Below are 20,369 nucleotides of genomic sequence, written 5' to 3'. Positions count from 1 at the left end.
AGAAGAGACGGAGCCTTTTGCGCCGATCGCGCGAAGAAATACCGAACTGCGCCCTCGGCCCTATGGGCGAGGATTAGGGTAAGGGGAAACCTCCACCGAACCATCAAGGAGTCACCATGCCAACCGCTCGTCACCTGCTTGTTGCTTCACTCTCTCTGCTCGCCGCCGGCGCCGCTGCGCAAACCCAGTACGCCTGGGTCGGTACCTACAACCCCAATGGGGAAGGCCTGTATCGCTTTACCATCGATAACCAGACTGGGGAGCTGCGCGATAAAGCGCTGGTCGCTAAGCTACCCAACCTGGCCCAGCTCACCGTTTCGGCGGATGGCAAAACCCTGTACGCCGCCAGCGAAGTGGAAAAGGGTGTGGTGCAGGCGTGGCGCATCGGCAGTAACGGCGAACTGCGTGAGCTGAATCAGGTCGCTTCCGGCGGCGCCGGGCCGGTTTATCTCTCCCTGACTCCCGATGGACGCCATCTGCTGGTGGCAAACTACGTCAGCGGCAGTATCGCCGTGCTGCCGGTGAAAGAAGATGGTAACCTGGGCGAGGCGGTGGACGTGCATCAGGATCAAGGCCCTGCGGGTGCGGAACGCCCGGCGGCAGCCGTTGAAGGCAGTTTTGCCATTAGCGATCATAACGGCCCCCACGCCCATATGATCGCCGCCGATCCCAGCGGTAAGTTCGTTTACTCCACCGACCTCGGGCTGGATCGGATCTATCAGTACCGGCTGGATAACGCCACCGGGAAGCTAACGCCGAACGATCCGCCGTTTATTGCGGCCTCATCTCCCGGCGCCGGACCGCGCCATTTTGTGTTTACGCCGCAGGGCGACGGGCTATGGTTAATTAACGAAGAGGCGTCGACGCTCACTTTCTATCATCTCGATAAGCAAAGCGGCCTGTTGCGCGAGGGGAAAACGGTCTCGGCGCTGCCGGAAGCGTATAAGGGCACCAGTTTTGCCGCCGGTCTGGTTCTGAGCCGCGACGGCAAGCAGCTGTACGTTGCTAATCGACTGCATAACAGCATCGGCCACTTTACGGTGCTGGCCGACGGCAGCCTGCGCCATCAGGACGATATCTGGACCCGCGGCGACTATCCGCGCACGCTGACGCTCGACAGTCAGGGGCAGTGGCTGTACGTCATGAACCAGCGTAGCGACAACATCACCCGCTTTCGCGTCGCGCCGAAGGATGGCAGGCTGACGTTCTCTCCGGACTATACCCCGGTTGGCAGCCCGTCGCAGATGGTGATATCCGCTCAACCCTGAGCCGTAAGAAAAAGGAACTGACATGCGATTTCCCAATCAACGTTTAGCGCAGCTGTTTACCCTGTTGCAAAACGAAACGCTGCCCCAGGAGGAGCTGGCGCAGCGGCTGTCGGTTTCTACTCGCACGGTGCGCGCGGACATCACCGCGTTGAACGCGCTGCTGCAGCACTATGGCGCGCAGTTTATCCTCACCCGCGGCAGCGGTTATCAGCTGGTGATTCACGATCCGTCGCGCTATCAGACGCTGGCAGAGAGTGCGCCGAAAGCGCAGCATATCCCGCGAACCGCGGCGGATCGCATCCACTTTTTGCTGGTGCGCTTTTTAACTTCCGCTTTCTCAATCAAGCTGGAGGATCTGGCCGATGCGTGGTTCGTCAGCCGCGCCACCTTACAGGGCGATATGGTTGACGTACGCGAGCGCTTTCAGCGTTATCAGCTCACCCTTGAGACCCGGCCGCGTCACGGTATGAAGCTGTTCGGCAGCGAGGTCTCCATTCGCGCCTGCCTGACCGATCTGCTGTGGGAGCTAAGTCAGCAGGGGCCGCTGAACCCGCTTATCGGTGAAGAAGCGTTTGATGCCAGCGTACCGACGCTGCTGGCTGGCGTGCTGCAGGAAACGCTAACCCGCCATCACGTTCGCCTGACCGACGCCGGGGAGCGCTTTATTTGCCTGTACGGCGCGGTTGCCGTGCGCCGAGTGAGCGAAGGATATCCTTTAGCCGATTTTAGCGCCGAGGATGTCGCGCAAAACGTACGCGATGCCGCCCGCGAGCTGGCAAATACGATGCAGCAGCTGGCGGGCAAACCGCTTGCTCCGGCGGAAGAGGAGTGGCTGTGCGTCCACCTTGCCGCCCGCCAGGTGCAGGATGTCGATCCGGGGACTATCAGCGCCGACGACGACGAAGCGCTGGTGAACTACATCCTGCGCTATATCAATCAGCAATATAACTATAATTTGCTGGAGGATGCCCAGCTGCATGCGGATTTGCTGACCCATATTAAGACCATGATCACCCGCGTGCGCTACCAGATAATGATCCCCAACCCGCTTCTGGAAAATATCAAACAGCACTACCCCATGGCGTGGGACATGACCCTGGCGGCGGTATCCAGCTGGGGAAAATATACCCCCTACGCCATCAGCGAAAACGAGATCGGCTTTCTGGTGCTGCATATCGGCGTCGGGCTGGAGCGCCATTACAATATCGGCTACCAGCGCCAGCCTCAGGTGCTGCTGGTCTGCGATACCAGCAATGCGATGGTGAGGATGATTGAAGCCATCCTGCAGCGTAAGTATCCGCAGCTGGAAATTGCCGCCACCCTCTCGCAGCGCGAATATGAACAGCGGGAAGAGATCGCGGAAGATTTTGTCATTTCCACCGTGCGCATCAGCGAGAAAGATAAGCCGGTAGTTACCATTGCGCCATTTCCTACCGACTACCAGCTCGACCAAATCGGCAAGCTGGTGCTGGTGGACCGCACCCGTCCCTGGATGCTGAATAAGTATTTTGATGAGACTCACTTTCAGGTGATAGATACCCCGATGGATCAGCAGGCGCTGTTTGCTACGCTGTGCCAGCAGCTGCAGCAGGAGGGGTTTGTCGGAGCGGAGTTCCATGATTCGGTCGCGGAGCGTGAGGCTATCGTCAGTACCATGCTTGGCGACGGGATCGCGCTACCTCACGCCCTCGGGCTGCTGGCAAAAAAGACCGTGGTTTATACCGTGATTGCGCCGCACGGCATCGCCTGGGGCGATGAAACCGCGCATATCATCTTCCTGCTCGCCATCAGTAAAAGCGAGTATGAAGAGGCGATGGCGATCTACGATATTTTCGTCACCTTCCTGCGCGAGCGCGCAATGACCCGCCTTGCTGCCACCCGCAGCTTTGCTGAGTTTAAAGCGGTGGCCATGGAGTGCGTCAGCCGGTTTTGAGATGCGCTGCCAGAGAATGGTATAAGCTGGGTGAAACCGTAAAAGAGCAGTTCAAAAGTCAGCTGGCGGTCGTGCTGGAGAACCTTCATATTGAATCTTCGCGGCTGACCCGACTGCTATAAAATTCAGCTGAAATCAGCGGGATACCGACTGGTGTATCAGGTTCGGGATGAGGTGATGATTGATGGTTTATGTTATTGCGATGAGAAAACGAGAAAAACTAGCCGTCTATCGGAACGTCTATAAACGGCTGTCGCGAGAGGCTATCTCAGGTGATGCACCACCTGATTGCTGCTGCCGCGCCAGATTAGCGCCGGGTCTTTGAGATCCTGCACAAATTTGCCATCAACCAGCACGTTGATGAGATCCACCACCTGCATCTGCGCGTCGTTAAGTTCGTCCAGCTTGTAGCCGGTCCATACCCAGATATCTTTGCCGGGGCACTCGGCGCGAACGCGCTGCACCAGCTTAAGGATCTCCGGCACGTTCTGCGGGTGCAGCGGGTCGCCGCCGGAAAGCGTGATCCCCTGGCGCCTGATGCGCGTATCGTTGAGGTCAGCAATGATGCGGTCGGCGATCTCGGCGGTAAACGGCATGCCGGAGTTCAGCCGCCAGGTGCTTTTGTTGTAGCAGCCGGGGCACTCGTGAACGCAGCCGGAAACGAACAGGGTGCAGCGGGTGCCCGGACCGTTAACAATATCTACCGGGTAGTACTGATGGTAATTCATTTTTCGCTTCTCAATTAACGCCATAGCCGTGTTGGCTGCGCTCGCTCACCCCATTCACGTACTTAATGTACGCTCCCGGGGATTCCCTCGTTTACCGCCTTGCTCTGACGCTAATTGCTTTGCGAAAACGGAGGGGCTGTGCATTTGTAAAGGGAACAGCTCCCGGCGTCGCTGCGCTCGGCCGGGCTACGAAAAGCCGCATACGCGGTTGTAGCCCGGATAAGGCGCTTTGCGCCGCGATCCGGGAACGGCTCCTTAGTGGCCAAACGGCTACGGGGCCCCTTCCCCTCTCCCCGTTGGGGAGAGGGGAAGGGGCTAAACCACCTGGAATTAACCGATCTGCCCGTTGCCCAGATGCTTCACGCGGCGCTTCACTTCTTCCTGCTTGCCGGCGTTGAACGGGCGGGCGTCCGGGCTTCCGAGATAACCGCATACCCGGCGGGTTACCGACACGCGAGAGGCATCGTGGTTGCCGCATTTCGGGCAGGTGAAGCCTTTGCTGGTACACTCGAACTCACCGGTAAAACCGCACTCGTAGCACTCATCGATAGGCGTATTGGTCCCGTAATAGGGCACGTGCTGATAGCTATAATCCCACACGTCTTCCAGCGCCCGCAGGTTGTGCTGAATATTCGGGTACTCGCCGTAGCAAATAAAGCCCCCGTTAGCCAGTGGCGGGTAAGGCGCTTCAAAATCGATTTTATCGTACGGGTTCACCTTCTTCTCCACATCGAGGTGGAAGCTGTTGGTGTAATACCCTTTGTCGGTGACGCCTTCGATCACGCCGAACTCAGCGGTGTCCAGACGGCAGAAGCGGTCGCAGAGATTTTCGCTCGGCGTGCTGTACAGGCTAAAGCCGTAGCCGGTCTCGTCTTTCCACTGGTCTACCGCTTCGCGCAGACGCTGAACGATGGCGACGCCTTTTTCACGCAGCGCTTCGCTATCGTACATAGGCTTATTGCCGAACAGCGCGTTGATGGTTTCATGGATACCGATATAGCCAAGAGAAATCGACGCGCGGCCGTTTTTGAAAATCTCCGAAACGTCGTCATCCGCTTTCAGGCGCACGCCGCAGGCCCCTTCCATATACAGAATCGGCGCAACGCGAGCCTTCACTCCTTCCAGACGGGCGATGCGGGTCATCAGCGCTTTACGCGCCAGCTGCAGACGCTCATCCAGAAGTTTCCAGAACACAGCTTCGTCGCCGCGGGCTTCCAGGGCAATACGCGGCAGGTTGAGGCTGATAACGCCGAGGTTGTTGCGGCCATCGTGCACCTGTTCGCCGTCCTCGTTTTCCCACACGCCGAGGAAGCTGCGGCAGCCCATCGGGGTTTTGAACGAGCCGGTCACCTTCACGACCTGATCGTAGTTGAGGATATCCGGATACATGCGCTTGCTCGCGCACTCCAGCGCCAGCTGTTTAATGTCGTAGTTCGCGTCGCCAAACTTATGGTTCAGGCCGTCGCGAATGGCGAAGACCAGCTTGGGGAACACCGCCGTTTTGCGATTTTTACCGAGTCCCGCGATGCGATTGCGCAGAATGGACTGCTGAATCAGACGCGATTCCCAGCTGGTACCGAGGCCGAAACCGAAGGTGACGAACGGCGTCTGACCGTTGGCGGTATGCAGGGTGTTCACTTCATATTCCAGCGACTGGAAGGCGTCGTAGCACTCTTTCTCGGTGCGGGAACGGGCATAACCTTCGGCGTCGGGGATTTGCCACTCTTCGGCAATTTTACGGTGCTTATTGAAGCTTTCGGTAACAAACGGCGCCAGCACTTCATCGATGCGGTTGATGGTCGTGCCGCCATAAATATGGCTGGCGACCTGCGCGATAATCTGCGCCGTTACCGCGGTGGCGGTAGAGATGGACTTCGGCGGCTCAATCTCGGCGTTGCCCATTTTAAAACCCTGCGTCAGCATGCCTTTAAGATCGATCAGCATGCAGTTGAACATCGGGAAGAATGGCGAATAGTCGAGATCGTGATAGTGGATCAGGCCGCGCTCGTGCGCCATCACTACATCATGCGGCAGCAGGTGCTGACGCGCATAGTGTTTAGCCACGATACCCGCCAGCAGATCGCGCTGGGTAGGAATAACTTTACTGTCTTTGTTGGCGTTCTCGTTGAGTAACGCCGAGTTGGTCTGCTCAACCAGGCCGCGAATTTCCTGGTTCAGACGACCGCGTTTTTCACGCTGGCTATCGCGGTCGTGGCGATATTCAATGTAGGCACGCGCCAGCTGCTTGTAAGGGCCGGACATCAGCTGATTCTCAACGGCGGTCTGGATCTCGTTGATATCAACCTGGGTGCGGCCCTGCATTTGCTGGCTAACGACTTCTGCGACGGTGGCGCAATAGTCTGCGTCATCGACTCCCGCTGCTTTAGCTGCACGTAGAATTGCTTCATTAATGCGCTCTGACTTGAACGGCACTTTACAGCCATCGCGTTTCATCACATGCGGTGTCATGATCACTCCATACTTTTTATAGAACAGGTTATCCACAGAGGCGGAAGGTTAACCGAAGTCCCGGGGCGCTATAGCTGCCGCCGTTTCCCTCCGATCCCGGCCCTTTTTATCCACATCCCATCACCGCCCGGGTACGATGGGTTGTGGTGACATAATAGACTATTAATACAATATGTGGGGCCGGGGCGCATTTTAAGTTCTATATGTAGTGCTTTGCATCAAAGATGTTTGCAATTTTATTGATGCAGAACAAAGTAAAAAGAGGAGAGCAGGAATGATGGGCGCTTGCGCTTAATGTAAATTTACCCGCTTATAAAATAAGCAAAAATGGGGCCTGAACGCAGGAAATTCAGGCCCGATAGGGATAACGTCAGGCGAGCAGCGCGTCGTTAAGCAGGTCGACCAGCAGCAGCAGGGCGTAGCGGGCGGCTTGTGCATTCTCGGGCAGGGGCAGCAGCGCGGAGGCCATATTGCTTAATGAATGGTCGGCGGGAGTGAGGGCGAAAATTGTCGCTTCTTGTACCCGGGCCAGCAGGGTCGCGCCCTGCAAAATCGCATCGGCCTCGCCGGTTGCCAGCACCAGCAGAAGATGATCGTCACTAAGGGTACTGGCTATCATGCGCATCAGGGCGCTGTCCTGGCAGAGATTCATCACGATCCCGATGGAGAGCAACTGGTGCTGGAGCAGCGTGGCCAGCGCAATATCCTGTGCGCCAAGGGCGAAACAGTGTACGGCGCGGGCATTTTGCAGACGCGTGCGCAGCTTTTGCAGCGTAGATTCGGGGGTGCTTACCAGCTGTTGTTCCAGACTTGTGCTAATCAGGCTTAATTTGTCGCGCCACGCGGCGGGCAGCGCGGCGCTCTCTTCGTTTAGCCAACCGGTGCGCCGTTCGCAAGCCTGCGCCAGCTGCTTACGCAAATCACGAATATCCTCGCAGCCTACGGAGCGGGCAAAGCGGGTAATCGTGGCTGCGCTCACGCCAGCGCGCGCCGCCAGTTCATCAATCGAGGCGCTGGCGGTAAAACTTAAATTCTGCAGAATAAATGCCGCGACCTTCGATTCCTGAGCGCTTAAGCGAGTCATGCCTTCCTGTAACTGTCCTACGATATCCATGCTTTCAGCCTCTCTCTGCCACCGCCAGATTGAAAATATTTTTCAAATAATGATGGCTTTTTATACCACTTAATCACGCGTAATGCCTGGGATTATTGCTGATTCGGCTTTTTATGGGCAATTATAAGGATGAAAAATAACGCCTCGATCACGTACGTGAAAAAAATTTTCATATAGCCTTCTTCTGTACCCGCACCTCGCCCTATAGTCGATGGTGCCTGTTTAGCACTCGCTCAAGCAAAACCCATGGGGAGGAATTATGCCACGTATTGTCCTGTGCTGCGCCGCTGGAATGTCCACCAGCATGCTGGTTAACAAAATGAAAGCCGAGGCGCAACAGCGCGCGCTGGCGCTGGAGATTTACGCTGTACCCGTCGCCGAGTTTGAGCGCGAGTTGCCCAATGCCGACGTGATTTTGCTGGGGCCGCAGGTGAAATATGAAGCGGCCCGGTTGACGGAGCTTGCTGCCCCGCACGGAAAAGCCGTGGCGGTGATCGACATGGCGGATTACGGCATGATGCGCGGGGCCGCCGTACTGGATAAAGCGCTCGCTCTGCTGAACCACTAACGCTATCCCATCAACGCGTTCATTTCGCAAAGCCACTGCGGCCTTGCGCGGGGATCTGTACGCCAAAAATGAGGCCACTATGCAAGCATTGAAAATAGCTGTAATCGGCGGCGGCAGCAGCTATACGCCGGAACTTATCGAAGGCATCATCCTTCGCCATCAGCAGATTCCGGTCACGGAGCTGGCGCTGGTCGATGTTGACGCCGGGCGCGAGAAAGTGGCGATTATCGCCGCGCTGACCCAGCGTATGTTTAAGCGCCATGGCCTCGAACAGGTTAAGGTCAGCGTGCATTTCAGCCTGGATGAGGCCATTCGCGGCGCTAAATTTGTGCTGACTCAGCTGCGGGTTGGTCAGCTGGCGGCGCGGGCGGCGGATGAGCGTCTGGGGCTGAAGTATCAGCTGCTGGGCCAGGAAACTACCGGCGTCGGCGGATTTGCCAAAGCGCTGCGCACTATTCCGGTGATTTTACAGGTTGCCCGCAAGGTGGAAGCGCTGGCGCCCGATGCCTTTATCCTCAATTTTACCAATCCGGCCGGGATTGTGACGGAAGCGGTGAGTCGCTACAGCAGCGCCAAAATCATCGGCCTGTGCAACGTGCCCATCAATATGCAGCATATGATTGCCGGAATGCTGGACGCAAAAGAAGAGGAGGTTCGGCTGAGCTTCGCCGGGCTGAATCATATGGTCTGGGTACACAAGGTGATGCAGGGGCGGGAAGAGGTGACCAGCAAGGTCATCGACATGCTGTGTGACGGTCAATCGCTCTCGATGAACAATATTCAATCGCTGCCGTGGCCGGCGGAGTTTCTGCGGGCCCTGAAGGCGATCCCCTGTCCCTATCATCGCTATTACTGGCTGACGCCGGCGATGCTGGCGGAAGAGATTGAAGCGGCAAAAACCAAAGGCACCCGCGCAGAGCAGGTGATGAAGGTGGAACAGGAGCTGTTTGATATCTATGCCCGGCCCGATCTGGATGAAAAGCCCGAACAGCTGAGCTTCCGCGGCGGTGCGTACTACTCCGAAGTGGCGGTGGAGCTGATTAACGCCATCTACAACAATCTTGGCAAGGAGATGGTCGTCAACACCCGCAACAACGGCGCGATTCACGGCTTCGATGATGATGCGGTGGTGGAAATTAACAGCATTATTGACGCGCAGGGCGCACGACCGCTGGCCTTTGGCGCGCTGCCGCCGATCATGAACGGACTGACGCAACAGGTGAAAGCCTTCGAGCGCTTGACGATTGAGGCCGCGGTCCACGGCTGCCGGGATAGCGCGCTGCTGGCGCTGGTGAGTAACCCGCTGGTCGGGAATGTGACCGATGCCCGGGCGCTGCTTGATGAGGTGTTAACCATCAACCGCCCCTGGTTAACGCAGTTTAACTAAACTTTTCCGCCTTCGGGGATACCACTATGTCTCGTACTTCATTTATTGAACGCTATGTCATGCCCGCCGCGCTGAAAATCGGCGGGCAGAAGCATGTCCTGTCGGTACGTGACGGCATTATCCTTAATATGCCGTTTATGCTGATCGGTTCGTTTTTCCTGATATTCGCTTATCTGCCGATCCCTGGTTACGGTGAGCTGATGGCCAGCGTGTTTGGCGATGCCTGGCGCGATAAGATGCTGTACCCGGTCAAAGCGACCTATGACATCATGGCGCTGCTCTCCGCCTTCGGCATTGCCTACCGGCTGGCGGAGAAATATCGCACCCTGGATCCGCTAAGCGCCGGGGCGATGTCGCTGGTGGCGTTTGTGATGACGATCCCCCAGGTGACGCTCTTTACGCCGGCAGACGGTTCAGCGGCGCAAATCGTCAAAGGCGTGCTGCCGGTGGGGATGATTGGCAGCCAGGGACTGTTTGTGGCGATTGTGATTTCGCTGCTCTCTACAGAGATTTATCGCCTGGTGGCCAGCCGTAATCTGGTGATCCGCATGCCGGACGGCGTACCGCCCGCGGTGGCGAAATCTTTTCTCGCCCTGATCCCCGGTTTCTGCGTGCTGGCCGTGGTGCTGGCGCTGCGCCTGATCGTTGAAGCTTCGCCGTTCGGCGATATCAATAGCATGATTACCACCCTTATCGGTATTCCCATGTCGCACGTCGGCGGTTCGCTGCCGGGGATGATTATCTCGGTGATCCTGATTGGTATCCTGTGGACCCTGGGGCTGCACGGCGACACCATTGTGCTGGTGTTTATTCGCCCGGTCTGGCTGTCGAATATGTCGGAAAACCTGGAAGCGTTTCAGAATGGACTGCCGATCCCGCATATCATTACCCAGCAGTTTTATGATCTGTGGATTGCGCCCGGCGGTACCGGTGCGCTGCTGGGGCTGGTGATTTTTATGCTGCTGCGCAGCCGTAGCCAGCAGATGAAACAGCTGGGGAAAATCGCCGCACCGGGGGCGCTGTTTAATATCAGCGAGCCGATGGTATTCGGCATTCCGCTGGTAATGAACCCGTACTTTTTCCTGCCGTTTATTTTGACGCCGGTCCTGCTGGTGATTGTCTCGTATACCGCGATGGCCACCGGGCTGGTAATGAAGCCGGCGGGGATTGCGCTACCGTTTACCACGCCTATTTTTATGAGCGGCTATCTGGCGACCGGAGGGCATATTTCCGGCGCGGTGCTGCAGGTGGTGAACCTGGCGATCTCGCTGGTGATCTACTATCCGTTCTTCCGGGTATGGGATCGCCTGAAGGCGAAAGAAGAGCAGGTGTCCGCGCAGCCGGAGGCCAGCGCGACGCTGTCGGCGGCTGACCGTATTTAAAGCGTATTCCCGGAGGCGGCGCTTGACGCGCCTGCCCGGGCTACCGGCCCGCAGACGGCTGTGAATCGGTAGCCCGGCTAAGCGTAGCGCAAGCCGGGGAGGGGGTTACGCCTGCAGCCACCATACCGCTTCAAACGGGCGCAGGGTCATATCGGCAGGGCGGTTCGCCGCTTCCGCGTAGTTGCTCATGAGCGTCCGCCAGTCGCCACTCATGGCTTCCGGCTGCCAGCGCTGGAACTCGCGGCTCAGGTTCGCCACGACGACCAGCGTTTGTCCCTGCCACTGACGGCGGTAGCACCACAGCGACGGATGTTCCGGCAGCAGGTCCTGGTAATCGCCCCAGGTCAGCACCGGCGTGCTCTTGCGCAGCGCAATCAGCTGCTGATAGGCATAAAACACGGATTCCGGGTCCGCCAGCGCTGCTTCGGCGTTAATCTCGCGATAGTTGTCGCACAGCGCAATCCACGGCTCGCCTGCGGTGAATCCGCCGTTTTCACCGCGGTTCCACTGCATGGGCGTGCGGCTGTTATCGCGCGATTTACTGGCCAGAATCGCCAACAGTTCATCCGCGTCCCGGCCCTGAGCCGCGCGTTCGATATACATGTTGTGGCTCTCAACGTCGCGATAATCGGTGATGCGCGTAAAGTGCGGATTAGTCATGCCAATCTCTTCGCCCTGATAAATATAGGGCGTGCCCTGCATGCCGTGCAGCACCATCGCCAGCATTTTCGCCGCCGGGACGCGGTATTCCCCTTCATCACCGAAACGGGAGACGATGCGCGGCTGATCGTGGTTACACCAGAACAGCGCATTCCAGGCGCGATTGTGCATTCCCTGCTGCCAGTGCCTGAACAGCGATTTCAACGCCACAAAATCCGGTCGCGCCAGCGTCCACTTCTCTCCGCCGGGGTAGTCCACCTTCAGATGGTGGAAGTTAAAGGTCATCGAGAGTTCGCTGCCGTCGAGCGCCGCATATTTTTGGCAATGTTCAAGCGTGGTGGAGGACATTTCGCCCACCGTCATCAGATTTCGCGGGGTGAAGACATCGCGGCTCATCTCCTGCAAAAATTCGTGCGCTCGCGGACCGTCGGTATAAAAGCGGCGGCCATCGCCAGCGGTATCGGACGGGAAGGACTGGTCTTTGGAGATAACATTGATCACGTCGAGGCGCAGGCCGTCGACGCCGCGATCGGCCCAAAATTCGCAGACTTTTTTCAGTTCTGCGCGCACGGCAGGGTTTTCCCAGTTCAGATCCGCCTGCTCAACGGCGTACAGATGCAGATAGTACTGCTCGCTTTCGGCGTGCCACTGCCAGGCGTTGCCGCCAAACTTAGATTGCCAGTTGTTCGGCGGGGTGGTCGGCTCGCCGTCGCGCCAGATATAGAACTGGCGATACGGACTCTCTTTGCTGAGCGCTTCCCGGAACCAGGCATGCTCGGTCGAAGTGTGGTTCAGCACCATATCCAGCACGATACGAATTCCTCGCGCCTTCGCCTGAGCCACCAGCTCATCGAAATCGTCCAGCGTGCCGTAGGCAGGGTCGATAGCGGTATAGTTGGCCACATCGTAGCCGTTATCCACCTGCGGCGAGACATAGAACGGCGTCAGCCAGATAGCGTCAACGCCAAGCTTTTGCAGATAGTCGAGGCGAGAGGTGACGCCGCGCAGATCGCCGGTACCGGTGCCGGTCGTATCCTGGAAACTCTTCGGATAGATTTGATAAATAACGCCGTTTTGCCACCAGAGGGGAAGGGTATTCATATTGCGTTCCTGCTACAAAAGAGGGGGGCGACAGCGCGCCCCGAAAATAAGATGTCAGACAATCTGTAAGGTGCCCTGGCGGAATTTGCGTTGGTAAACGACCGTCGTCAGGACAATCGGCACAATCACGGCAATGGCCATCGCCAGTGCGTAAACCTGCCAGTAGGTGGGTTGAATAGAGAGAATGCCCGGCAGGCCACCGACGCCGATGCCGTTGGCCATCACACCGTTCAGTCCGCACAGCAGCCCGGCAAGACCGGAGCCGACCATCGCGCAAAGCATCGGGAAGCGGTATTTCAGATTGATACCGTACATAGCGGGTTCCGTCACGCCGAGATAGGCGGAAATGGCGGCCGGAACGGAGATTTCGCGTTCGTTCTGTTTACGGCTGGCGATGATTATCCCCACCACTGCCGACGCCTGAGCGATGTTGGACAACGCAATCAGCGGCCATACCGGCGTACCGCCCATGCTTTGAATCATCTGCATATCGATGGCGAGCGTGGTCTGATGGACTCCGGTGATCACCAGCGGGGCGTACAGGAAGCCGAACAGCGCGGCGCCAATCGGCGCAAAGCTGCCGGTTAACAGATGACGCACGGCCCAGGCCACGCCGTCGCCAATCATGCGGCCAACCGGTCCGATAAAGGCGTGCGCGAGGAAGACCGCCAGGATCAGCGAACAGACCGGCACGATCACCAGGTAAAGATAGTCAGGCACGATGCGTTTCAACCGCGTTTCAATAAAGCCGAGCGCCAGCCCCGCCATCAAGGCCGGAATCACCTGCGCCTGGTAGCCGACTTTCTCAATCGTAAACAGGCCGAAGTTCCATACCTCCGGCACCTGCTGACCCAGCAGGTAGGCGTTCATCAGCTGCGGAGAAACTAACGTAACGCCCAGCACGATGCCGAGGATCGGCGTGCCGCCTATTTTCTTTACCGCAGACCAGCAGATACCCACCGGCAGGTAGAAGAAGATCGCCTCGCCAATCAGCCACAGGAAGTCATAAAGGGTTTTCAGCGACGGATGCATCTGCGCCAGCGTCTGGCCGTTGCTCATTGGCAGATCGCCGATCACGTTGCGGAAGCCTAAGATCAGGCCGCCGCTGATCAGCGCAGGTAGCAGCGGGAAGAAGATCTCCGCGAAATGTGAAATGAGTTGTTCATGCCACTTCATATTCTGGCGTGCGGCTTTTTTGGCCTGCTCTTTATCCGCGCTGGCCTGGCCGGTGGTCGCCAGTAGCGCTTTATAGTAGTCGCCAACCTCGGTACCGATCACCACCTGGAACTGACCGGCGTTGGTAAAGCAGCCCTTCACCATGCGTAGTTGTTCAATTTCTTTCGGTTTGGCAATGGCTGGATTATTCAGCACAAAGCGCAGACGGGTAATACAGTGGCTGACGGTGGCGATATTATCGCGTCCGCCCACCAGTTCGATAAGTTTATCGATGTCCTGCTGATTTACTTTACTCATGATGAGGCCTCATGACCGAGGGGAGAGGTTGCATTTAACTTGCAGCGGATCCTACTCGCTCCGTTTGAATTGCAAAATGGGAACGTTCCCGAAACGCAGCGAAGATCACATAAATCGTTAAGACTGGCTTAATTCAGTACGGCGGGAATGACGATTTGACGAGGCTCTCGACTGCCGGCGATCTGCTCGATCAGCTGCTTAGCCGCCTGGCGTCCGGACTCGGCGTAGCCGGGATCGACGGTCAGGATCTCCGGGTGGAGAAACTTCATCAGCGGCGTGCTGCCGACGCTGGCAAGCTGGAAATGATCGATACCCTGTTGCTGGAGATATTTGCTGGCCCCCAGCGCGAGGGTGTCGGTGGCGCAGACCAGCGCGCTGGTTTCAGCCGACAGCAGGCAGGCGACGTTTTCGTAGCCCTGCTTCATGCCCAGGCCCGGCAGCGCGGCAAGGGGCGAGAGGTGCTTTTGACGGCAGAAATCGAGGTAGGCCTGGTGGCGGCGCTGCCCGGTGGTGACGTCGCTGTGCGGAACGCCGAGGAAGCTAATGTGGCGATGCCCGCGATCGTACAGGCGCTGCATCAGCATCCTGATCGACCCTTCATCGTCATAGCACACGGAGGCGATGCCCGGCGCGTCGCGGGCCAGCAGCACCAGCGTCTCCCGCCACGGGGTGAGCATCTCTTCATGGATGCCGGTAAAACCAAACAGCACCACGCCGTCGATATTGCGCCGGGCGAGCATGCCGAGATGCTCCTCTACCAGCGCCGGGGAGAACTGGCTTTCCATCATAATCGGATCGTAGCCCTGCTCGTAAAAGGCGGGCAGCATGGTCTGGACGGCAAGGTTTTCCGACAATGAATCCAGACGCGTGACGATAATCGCCACCACTTTGTCGCTCTGGCCGCGCATCGCCCTGGCAGAACGAGAGGGTGAAAAACCGTGCTGCTGCATCACCGCTTCGACTCGCTCGCGAGTGCGTTCGCTAACGCCGCTTTCGTTATTAAGCACGCGCGATACCGTCGATTTCCCGACGCCGCTTAAGCGCGCGATATCTTTGATGGTCAGCCGGTTTTGCATGCAGGGTTCTCGTTGTAGTCCGCTTAAAGTGAGCCTAATGCTACTCAACGAAACCACAATGAGCAAAGTCTGGTTTACGTCTGGTTTAGTTGCCGGGGGGTATCATCGCCATAATAGCCACAAATAGATTATCGGTGACGTTATAATTCGCGCCGTTTGTATTCATTTACCGGAGATTTTATGGACCCCGATCCCACTCCTCATCCTCGATGGAGCTACCACTTTTTCCGGTAAATCTGCTTAGCGCTGCTTTACCGGAAGCGTAAAGCAGCGATGTCTTTGATGTCCCTGCCATAAAAATAACATGCCTGACAGGTAAGGTTGACTTGCGCCTGTCGTTAGCGCTGCGTTCGCTCGTGCGAGCGCGGAGGGACCGTTTATGTTGAAAAATTTTACCCGCCAGCTGTTTGCCCAGCTTGGCCGCCATTTACCGCATCGTTTAGTCCAGCGCGATCCGCTTCCTGATGCCCGCAATATGGCGAGCGCGCCAATCCCCGATTCTCTTGGCAAGCAGTGCCTGAACGTCGCGGCAATGGATGAGAATGAAATCTGGCGCGCTTTCGCCAGCCATCCGGAAGGGCTCAATGCAGGCGAAGTGGCGCAGAAAATCGCCCGGTATGGCGAAAACCAGATCCCGGCGCAGAAACCGTCACCCTGGTGGGTGCATCTGTGGAGCTGCTATCGCAATCCCTTCAACCTGCTGTTGACCGTCCTGGGTATCGTCTCCTACTCGACGGAAGATCTGTTTGCCGCGGCGGTCATCGCCCTGATGGTGGGGATCTCCACGCTGCTGAACTTTATCCAGGAAGCCCGCTCGACCAAAGCGGCGGACGCCCTGAAGGCGATGGTCAGCAATACCGCGACGGTACTGCGGGTGGTGAATGAGCAGGGTGAAAGCCGCTGGTGCGAGCTGCCCATCGACCAGCTGGTGCCGGGGGATATCGTTAAGCTATCGGCGGGAGACATGATCCCCGCAGATCTGCGCGTTATTCAGGCGCGCGATCTGTTTGTCGCCCAGGCGTCGTTGACCGGTGAATCGCTGCCGGTTGAAAAAGTCGCCCGTACCCGCGACCCGCTGCAGACGAACCCGCTGGAGTGCGACACTCTGTGCTTTATGGGCACCAACGTGGTGAGCGGTTCGGCGCAGGCGATTGTTTTCGCCACCGGCGGCGGTACCTGGTTTGGTCAACTGGCTGGCCGCGTCAGCGAGCAGGAAAGCGAGCCGAACGCCTTTCAGAAAGGGATCAGCCGGGTCAGCATGCTGCTGATCCGCTTTATGCTGGTGATGACGCCGGTTGTGCTGCTGATTAACGGCTATACCAAAGGCGACTGGTGGGAGGCGGCGCTGTTCGCGCTCTCCGTCGCGGTGGGCCTGACCCCGGAGATGCTGCCGATGATCGTCACCTCGACCCTGGCGCGCGGGGCGGTGAAGCTGTCAAAACAGAAAGTGATCGTCAAGCACCTCGACGCGATACAGAACTTTGGCGCGATGGACATTCTGTGCACCGATAAAACCGGTACCCTGACGCAGGATAAAATCGTGCTGGAGAACCACACCGATGTCTCCGGCAAGGTGAGCGAACGCGTGCTGCATACGGCCTGGCTGAACAGCCACTATCAGACCGGACTGAAGAATCTGCTCGATACCGCAGTGCTGGAAGGCGTTGAACAGGAGTCGGCGCGCGGGCTGGCGGAACGCTGGCAGAAAGTGGATGAGATCCCGTTCGATTTTGAGCGTCGCCGCATGTCGGTGGTGGTGCAGGAGCAGAGCAACGTTCATCAACTGATCTGCAAAGGGGCGCTGCAGGAGATCCTCAACGTCTCGACCCAGGTGCGCTATAACGGCGACATCGTACCGCTGGACGACACCATGCTGCGGCGCATCCGTCGGGTGACCGACAGCCTCAATCGTCAGGGATTGCGCGTGGTGGCGGTGGCGACGAAGTATCTGCCCGCCCGCGAAGGCGACTACCAGCGCGCGGATGAATCCGACTTGATCCTTGAAGGCTATATCGCCTTTCTGGATCCGCCGAAAGAGACCACAGCCCCGGCGCTGAAAGCGCTGAAGGCCAGCGGTATTACGGTCAAAATCCTGACCGGAGACAGCGAGCTGGTGGCGGCCAAAGTCTGCCACGAAGTAGGTCTGGATGCGGGTGAAGTGGTCATCGGCAGCCAGGTTGAAGCGCTGAGCGATGATGAACTGGCCGAGCTGGCAAAACGTACCACCCTGTTTGCGCGCCTGGCGCCGCTGCACAAAGAGCGTATCGTGACTCTGCTGAAACGCGAAGGACACGTGGTGGGATTTATGGGCGACGGCATTAACGACGCCCCGGCGCTGCGCGCGGCGGATATCGGTATTTCCGTCGATGGCGCCGTGGACATTGCTCGTGAAGCGGCGGATATCATCCTGCTGGAGAAGAGCCTGATGGTACTGGAAGAAGGGGTTATTGAAGGCCGCCGGACCTTCGCCAATATGCTCAAATACATCAAAATGACCGCCAGCTCCAACTTCGGCAACGTGTTCAGCGTGCTGGTGGCCAGCGCCTTCCTGCCGTTCCTGCCGATGCTGCCGCTGCATCTGCTGATCCAGAATCTGCTGTACGATGTCTCCCAGGTCGCCATTCCGTTTGATAACGTTGACGATGAGCAGATCCGTAAACCTCAGCGCTGGAACCCGGCGGATCTCGGGCGCTTTATGGTCTTCTTTGGGCCGATCAGTTCGATATTCGATATTCTGACGTTCTGCCTGATGTGGTGGGTGTTCCACGCCAATACGCCGGAACATCAGACCCTGTTCCAGTCCGGCTGGTTTGTGGTGGGCCTGCTGTCACAGACGCTGATCGTGCATATGATCCGCACGCGGCGGATCCCCTTTATCCAGAGCCGCGCGGCCTGGCCGCTGATCGTGATGACGCTGCTGGTCATGGTGGTTGGGGTAGCGCTGCCGTTCTCGCCGCTGGCGGGGTATCTACAGCTTCAGGCGCTGCCGTTAAGCTACTTTCCGTGGCTGATTGCTATCCTGGCGGGCTATATGACCCTGACCCAAATGGTTAAGGGCTTTTACAGCCGTCGCTACGGCTGGCAGTGAGCGAGGCGCTTTAAGAGCAGAAACAACAAAGGCAGCCACGGGCTGCCTTTGTTCATACTGTCTATGATTAGCGGCGAATGGCGATCGCTTCAATCTCAATCTTCACGTCTTTCGGCAGACGCGCCACTTCTACGCAGGAGCGCGCCGGGAAGGTGGCGTTGTGCTCGGTGAAGAAGGCTTCATACGCAGCGTTAACGGTTGCGAAATCGTTGAGGTCTTTCACGAAAACGGTGGTTTTAACGATATCGCCCACTTTCAGGCCCGCGGCTTCGACGATAGCTTTCACGTTCTCCAGCGACTGACGCGCCTGAGCTGCAACCTCTTCCGGCACGCTGCCGGTTTTCGGGTCTACAGGGATCTGCCCGGAAGTGATGATCATGTTACCCAGATCAACGCCCTGAACGTACGGGCCGATGGCTGCTGGCGCATTTTCCGTCGCGATAGTTTTAGACATGAGTTCTCCTGAAATATTTAAATGTAATCAGACTGGCGTGGGCCATTATAAAGAGTGCTGGCTGCTTTATCATTAAGCAGGCCGCATTTTGCGAAGGAGAAAAGCGGATAACGCAGGGCGCTATCCGCATAAGGCGTGAGCCGCCGGGAGAAATTATTGGGCGACTTCGGTCCAGGCCATCGCCCAGTCAGAGCCAACCCCCGGCTCGTACTGGCTGGCGTGTTGGCTCCACTGCACGCAGTAGCCGCTGTAGGGGAACGGACGACATTGGTACACTTTGCCATTTTTAGGCTGCATGACCTTCGTTCCCGCCGTATAGCTTTTCAGGTTATCCGGGAAGGTATAATCGTAGTTTCCGGTAGGCGCTGGCGTTGGTTCGCTCTTCTCTTCCAGCATCAGGTTGATCACACCCTGGCTGATGATGGCGCCCTGCGCATTACTGGCTGAGTAGCGCAGCATATGATGGCCTGCCTGAACGTTGGTCAGTGGAATCGATAACGGCAGAGAGCGATTATCTATCGTTTGCTGGAGACTCCCTTTCTCTGCACCCGCATGATCGCTGACGACGGCGATGAGATGCATCTCGCCTTTGGCCGCGGCGTTGAAAGTCACCGTTGCTTTGCCGTTTTCGATGGGGGTTGCGGCGACGTTGCTGAGGCTCAGGGATTCTTTCGCGGTATCGTCCGCTTGCGATTCGCTATAACTCAGCGTGACGCTTTGCAACGCGCTGCCTTGCGGCGCATACACCTGGTTAACGCCATAGATGGGATTAATGTTGCCACTGTCGTCTTTTACTCCGGCACGCAGGCTATCATGGTGTGCGGTATTAATGACTTCCGCCAAATCGTAAGACCATTGGCTGGATTTCCCTTGCGCTTCGCTGGCAATAGTCAATTCCGTTTGCAGCGAATGAACCTCTCCGCTGGCATTAAAGAAATGGGCAATGACTTTATCACCAGCATGAAGATCTTTTCCGCTCAGCTGACCGGTAAGCTGCGTTGTCCAGAGGGAACCGTTCTCAGCGTCATCGCCGGTACCGCCAAAATCGACGTCAATGGCCTGATAAAAACTATTTGCCGTATCGGCGATTTCCCAGACTGCATAAATAACCTGATAACCGGTACGCTCTGGCACATTACATGAGTGGGTGACCTCAATAGCCGGCGTCATGCCGTTACCGTCAATTTGACAGAAGGGCTTACTTTCAAAATCGCTGCGCGTCAGCGGCTTATTTTGGTCCCAGTTCTGCTTGGTTATGTAATAACGCCAGTTGGTGGTTCTATGGGGAGCAGAATGGTGCCAGATGAAGTTATTTTCCCCGCTCTTTATTGCGCTTTTAGCCCAGCGAGTCGGGCTCTGGCTATCAAGCTGTGAGAAGTTGGCTTTACCCGCGCTGGCCAGTTGACCGTCCGGCGGCATTGCGCCTTCAGGAAAACCGCTCGTTTGCTCAACGCTTTGCGGCTCCCACTGTACTGAACCGCAGTCGCTGTTTTTGCCTGTATTACATTGATAGGCCCGACTGGGCGGAAACGCCACGTAGCCATGAGCCAACGCCGAGGAGGTAAATAATAATGCGGCGGTATATATCGATAATTTCTTCAGTTGCATAATTCATCCAGTGAACAATGATTAATTATTGGAAAGCGTTTATGCAGTGTATAAAGCGAA

15 protein-coding genes and 1 pseudogene are annotated in these 20,369 nt (G+C 57.3%); 8 read left to right on the top strand and 8 right to left on the bottom strand.

The features are described from left to right. Positions 1-116 precede the first annotated feature (116 nt). The 3 genes and pseudogenes from HMPREF3178_RS14895 to HMPREF3178_RS29990 all read left to right on the top strand — a co-directional run. Positions 117-1,268, top strand: a complete 1,152-nt coding sequence (locus HMPREF3178_RS14895) for a lactonase family protein (protein ID WP_053064549.1) — start codon at positions 117-119, stop codon at positions 1,266-1,268. Positions 1,269-1,290: 22 nt separating this feature from the next. Beyond that, positions 1,291-3,201 carry a BglG family transcription antiterminator gene (locus HMPREF3178_RS14890; protein ID WP_016809337.1) on the top strand — a complete coding sequence of 637 codons (1,911 nt, stop codon included), beginning with the start codon at positions 1,291-1,293 and terminating at the stop codon, positions 3,199-3,201. Continuing rightward, positions 3,183-3,454: pseudogene (locus HMPREF3178_RS29990) on the top strand (type II toxin-antitoxin system RelE family toxin); the annotation flags it as partial. The gene HMPREF3178_RS14890 and the pseudogene HMPREF3178_RS29990, both read left to right, overlap by 19 nt. 10 nt (positions 3,455-3,464) lie before the next feature. On the opposite strand, the gene nrdG reads toward HMPREF3178_RS29990, so the two are convergent. From nrdG to HMPREF3178_RS14875, 3 genes are all read right to left on the bottom strand, one after another. After that, positions 3,465-3,929 carry an anaerobic ribonucleoside-triphosphate reductase-activating protein gene (nrdG, locus tag HMPREF3178_RS14885; RefSeq protein WP_004108967.1) on the bottom strand — a complete coding sequence of 155 codons (465 nt, stop codon included), beginning with the start codon at positions 3,927-3,929 and terminating at the stop codon, positions 3,465-3,467. A gap of 330 nt (positions 3,930-4,259) precedes the next feature. Continuing rightward, positions 4,260-6,398, bottom strand: a complete 2,139-nt coding sequence (nrdD, locus tag HMPREF3178_RS14880; protein WP_004108965.1) for an anaerobic ribonucleoside-triphosphate reductase — start codon at positions 6,396-6,398, stop codon at positions 4,260-4,262. Positions 6,399-6,768: 370 nt separating this feature from the next. Then, positions 6,769-7,512 (bottom strand): MurR/RpiR family transcriptional regulator, encoded by a 744-nt coding sequence (locus HMPREF3178_RS14875; RefSeq protein ID WP_004108963.1) that lies wholly within the window; start codon positions 7,510-7,512, stop codon positions 6,769-6,771. Between the two features lie 259 nt (positions 7,513-7,771). On the opposite strand from HMPREF3178_RS14875, the gene HMPREF3178_RS14870 reads away from it, so the two are divergent. From HMPREF3178_RS14870 to celB, 3 genes are all read left to right on the top strand, one after another. After that, positions 7,772-8,080 (top strand): PTS sugar transporter subunit IIB, encoded by a 309-nt coding sequence (locus HMPREF3178_RS14870; protein WP_016809334.1) that lies wholly within the window; start codon positions 7,772-7,774, stop codon positions 8,078-8,080. Between the two features lie 79 nt (positions 8,081-8,159). Continuing rightward, a complete protein-coding gene (locus HMPREF3178_RS14865) occupies positions 8,160-9,467 on the top strand; it encodes a 6-phospho-beta-glucosidase (protein ID WP_004117522.1) in 1,308 nt (435 codons plus the stop codon). Between the two features lie 26 nt (positions 9,468-9,493). Beyond that, positions 9,494-10,849: a PTS cellobiose transporter subunit IIC gene (gene celB, locus HMPREF3178_RS14860; RefSeq protein ID WP_070585268.1), complete on the top strand. Its 1,356-nt coding sequence runs from the start codon at positions 9,494-9,496 to the stop codon at positions 10,847-10,849. A 105-nt stretch (positions 10,850-10,954) separates the two neighbouring features. On the opposite strand, the gene treC is transcribed toward celB, so the two are convergent. The 3 genes from treC to treR form a co-directional block, all read right to left on the bottom strand. Further along, positions 10,955-12,610 carry an alpha,alpha-phosphotrehalase gene (gene treC / locus HMPREF3178_RS14855; RefSeq protein WP_004117526.1) on the bottom strand — a complete coding sequence of 552 codons (1,656 nt, stop codon included), beginning with the start codon at positions 12,608-12,610 and terminating at the stop codon, positions 10,955-10,957. A 54-nt stretch (positions 12,611-12,664) separates the two neighbouring features. Further along, positions 12,665-14,083: a PTS trehalose transporter subunit IIBC gene (treB, locus tag HMPREF3178_RS14850; protein WP_004108948.1), complete on the bottom strand. Its 1,419-nt coding sequence runs from the start codon at positions 14,081-14,083 to the stop codon at positions 12,665-12,667. Positions 14,084-14,211: 128 nt separating this feature from the next. Beyond that, positions 14,212-15,159 carry a trehalose operon repressor TreR gene (treR, locus tag HMPREF3178_RS14845; protein WP_070585266.1) on the bottom strand — a complete coding sequence of 316 codons (948 nt, stop codon included), beginning with the start codon at positions 15,157-15,159 and terminating at the stop codon, positions 14,212-14,214. 180 nt (positions 15,160-15,339) lie between these two features. Here treR and mgtL point away from each other — a divergent pair, with 180 nt between their 5' ends. Together mgtL and mgtA are read left to right on the top strand one after the other, a co-directional pair. Continuing rightward, positions 15,340-15,393, top strand: coding sequence for a mgtA regulatory leader peptide MgtL (mgtL, locus tag HMPREF3178_RS32210; protein ID WP_139025212.1), 54 nt, complete (start codon positions 15,340-15,342; stop codon positions 15,391-15,393). A 145-nt stretch (positions 15,394-15,538) separates the two neighbouring features. Next, positions 15,539-18,247: a magnesium-translocating P-type ATPase gene (gene mgtA / locus HMPREF3178_RS14840; RefSeq protein ID WP_023329150.1), complete on the top strand. Its 2,709-nt coding sequence runs from the start codon at positions 15,539-15,541 to the stop codon at positions 18,245-18,247. Positions 18,248-18,314: 67 nt separating this feature from the next. Here the strand turns inward: mgtA and ridA are convergent, their stop codons facing one another. Next, complete coding sequence (gene ridA / locus HMPREF3178_RS14835; RefSeq protein ID WP_023320223.1) at positions 18,315-18,701, bottom strand: 2-iminobutanoate/2-iminopropanoate deaminase; 387 nt, start codon at positions 18,699-18,701, stop codon at positions 18,315-18,317. Between the two features lie 153 nt (positions 18,702-18,854). Beyond that, positions 18,855-20,309 carry an N-acetylglucosamine-binding protein GbpA gene (gene gbpA, locus HMPREF3178_RS14830; protein ID WP_064352001.1) on the bottom strand — a complete coding sequence of 485 codons (1,455 nt, stop codon included), beginning with the start codon at positions 20,307-20,309 and terminating at the stop codon, positions 18,855-18,857. Positions 20,310-20,369: the final 60 nt, after the last annotated feature.

The sequence above is a fragment of the Klebsiella sp. HMSC09D12 genome (genome assembly GCF_001808475.1).
In the GTDB taxonomy this organism is placed as follows: Bacteria; Pseudomonadota; Gammaproteobacteria; order Enterobacterales; family Enterobacteriaceae; genus Klebsiella; species Klebsiella oxytoca.
This window is presented reverse-complemented; position numbering and strand designations above follow the sequence as displayed.

Coding starts and splice junctions, on each gene's coding strand:
- treR (WP_070585266.1), bottom strand. CDS start 15,159: ATGCAAAACCGGCTGACCATCAAAGATATCGCGCGCTTAAGCGGCGTC.
- ridA (WP_023320223.1), bottom strand. CDS start 18,701: ATGTCTAAAACTATCGCGACGGAAAATGCGCCAGCAGCCATCGGCCCG.
- treB (WP_004108948.1), bottom strand. CDS start 14,083: ATGAGTAAAGTAAATCAGCAGGACATCGATAAACTTATCGAACTGGTG.
- treC (WP_004117526.1), bottom strand. CDS start 12,610: ATGAATACCCTTCCCCTCTGGTGGCAAAACGGCGTTATTTATCAAATC.
- HMPREF3178_RS14865 (WP_004117522.1), top strand. CDS start 8,160: ATGCAAGCATTGAAAATAGCTGTAATCGGCGGCGGCAGCAGCTATACG.
- HMPREF3178_RS14890 (WP_016809337.1), top strand. CDS start 1,291: ATGCGATTTCCCAATCAACGTTTAGCGCAGCTGTTTACCCTGTTGCAA.
- nrdG (WP_004108967.1), bottom strand. CDS start 3,929: ATGAATTACCATCAGTACTACCCGGTAGATATTGTTAACGGTCCGGGC.
- mgtA (WP_023329150.1), top strand. CDS start 15,539: ATGTTGAAAAATTTTACCCGCCAGCTGTTTGCCCAGCTTGGCCGCCAT.
- HMPREF3178_RS14895 (WP_053064549.1), top strand. CDS start 117: ATGCCAACCGCTCGTCACCTGCTTGTTGCTTCACTCTCTCTGCTCGCC.
- HMPREF3178_RS14875 (WP_004108963.1), bottom strand. CDS start 7,512: ATGGATATCGTAGGACAGTTACAGGAAGGCATGACTCGCTTAAGCGCT.
- gbpA (WP_064352001.1), bottom strand. CDS start 20,309: ATGCAACTGAAGAAATTATCGATATATACCGCCGCATTATTATTTACC.
- HMPREF3178_RS14870 (WP_016809334.1), top strand. CDS start 7,772: ATGCCACGTATTGTCCTGTGCTGCGCCGCTGGAATGTCCACCAGCATG.
- nrdD (WP_004108965.1), bottom strand. CDS start 6,398: ATGACACCGCATGTGATGAAACGCGATGGCTGTAAAGTGCCGTTCAAG.
- celB (WP_070585268.1), top strand. CDS start 9,494: ATGTCTCGTACTTCATTTATTGAACGCTATGTCATGCCCGCCGCGCTG.